The organism is Acidithiobacillus concretivorus (assembly GCF_018853445.1).
Classification (GTDB): domain Bacteria; phylum Pseudomonadota; class Gammaproteobacteria; order Acidithiobacillales; family Acidithiobacillaceae; genus Acidithiobacillus; species Acidithiobacillus concretivorus.
The window spans coordinates 1-1,915 of record NZ_JABELD010000128.1 but is presented as its reverse complement, the minus strand read 5'-3'; the positions used below and the strand labels follow the sequence as shown (position 1 = coordinate 1,915).

Genomic DNA, 1,915 nt, shown 5'->3' with positions numbered 1-1,915 from the left:
ATCGCCTGACGGTCAGTATCAAACCCTACACGCCGGTCGCCCGCTGGCTGGGTGGCGCCGGGCAAATGGTCGATGCCCAGGGAAAGGTGTTCAGCGTTCCCCCGGCACAAGTACCCAATGGGCTCCCCAATCTTGCCGGACCCGCCGATAGTGGCAGCCAACTCCTCGCGCAACTGGCTAAATTTAACACCATTGTTGCCCCACTGGGCCTGAAAGTCGTTTCCCTTCAGGAAGACCAAAGGGGTGGATGGCGCTGCATTCTCAATAATCAGGTCCGCCTGCTGCTGGGCAGCGAAGACGTGATCCCTGCTTTAAAACGCTGGGTGGCCATTGCCCCCCAGGTCAAGGAATATCTGGTAGCCGGAGCCACAATGGATCTTCGCTATACCAATGGTTTTGCGGTCGCCATGCCCTCAGCGACCACCGTCAATAGTCAGTAACGGATCCCGGATCCGAAGGAGAGAAAGCAAATGAAACGTGGACATCAGGAACTCATCGTCGGCCTGGATATTGGTACTTCCAAAGTGGCTTGTATTGTTGCGCAGTCCAAAGGTGGTCGTGAAGCAGAAATCATCGGTGTTGGTCAGCACCCCTCCCGGGGCTTGAAAAAAGGCGTTGTCGTGGATATTGAATCCACTGTTCAGGCCATCACCCGTGCCGTGCAAGAAGCCGAGCTCATGGCCGGCGTTCAGATTCATGGCGCGGTGGTCGGCATCGCTGGCGGACATATTCGCGGCTACAACAGCCACGGTATTGTCGCCATCAAAAACAAGGAAGTCAGCAATGATGATGTCGGTCGGGTCATGGACGCAGCACGCGCCATCGTCATTCCCCAGGATCAGAACGTCATTCATATTTTGCCCCAGGAATTCATGATTGACAGCCAGGAAGGGGTTCGCGAACCGGTCGGCATGTCGGGAGTACGCCTGGAAGCCCGGGTACATATTGTTACGGGTGCAGTCAGTGCCGCCCAGAATATTGCCAAATGTGTGGAACGTTGCGGGCTGCAAGTCCAGGATCTGGTCCTCGAACAACTGGCCTCGGCAGACGCTGTGCTTACCCAAGACGAGAAAGAGCTGGGCGTTTGTCTGGTGGATATTGGTGGCGGGACTACCGATATTGCCATTTTCCGCGATGGGGCCGTCCGCCATACGGCCGTCATTCCCATCGCCGGAGATCAGGTGACCAACGACATTGCCCTGGGTCTTCGTACCCCACCCGTCGAAGCGGAGCAAATCAAGAAGCTATACGGTTGCGCCCTGGGTGATCTCATCCAGCAGGATGATGAAATCTCGGTACCCAGCGTCGGTACCCGCCCGCCCCGGACTATTTCCCGGCGCATTCTCGGTGACATCATTGAGCCCCGCATCAAGGAATTGTTTGAACTCATCCAGGCAGAACTGCGGCGCACCGGCTATGAAGATTTGATTGCCGCTGGCGTCGTTATTACCGGCGGTTCCAGCCGTCTGGAAGGCATTGCCGAACTGGCTGAAGAAATCCTTCACCTGCCGGTTCGCGTCGGTGAACCCATGCATTTGCCGGGGATGGAAAACGTGGTTCGGGTTCCTGGACATGCCACGGGCGTGGGCCTGGTCATGTACGGATTACATAATCAACCTGCCGGGCAAGGCGAAGCTGCCGTTGTCGCTCAGCCCAAGGCGGCCTATGAAGATCACAGTCAGGGACATGCCGGTATGGACACCAGCTTTGGTGGTGTATTCCGGAAAATGCGCAACTGGTTCCAGACCAGCTTCGGCTGATCCCCACCCACACCCATACTTAACGAATCAGGAGAAATATCATGTATGAATTAAACGAATGCGAACAGGACGGCGCCGTCATTAAGGTCATCGGGGTCGGCGGTGGTGGTGGTAACGCCATCAACAATATGTGTGGAGCGGGTTTGGAAGGGGTG

Annotated in this window: 2 protein-coding genes; both read left to right on the top strand. The window is 56.4% G+C overall.

The features are described from left to right. Nucleotides 1-440, top strand: a 440-nt coding sequence (locus tag HJG40_RS13510; RefSeq protein ID WP_215864682.1) for a cell division protein FtsQ/DivIB, incomplete at its 5' end; no start/stop codon positions are given. Nucleotides 441-470: 30 nt separating this feature from the next. Beyond that, a complete protein-coding gene (ftsA, locus tag HJG40_RS13505) occupies nt 471-1,760 on the top strand; it encodes a cell division protein FtsA (RefSeq protein WP_215864681.1) in 1,290 nt (429 codons plus the stop codon). The last annotated feature ends 155 nt before the right edge of the window (nt 1,761-1,915 follow it).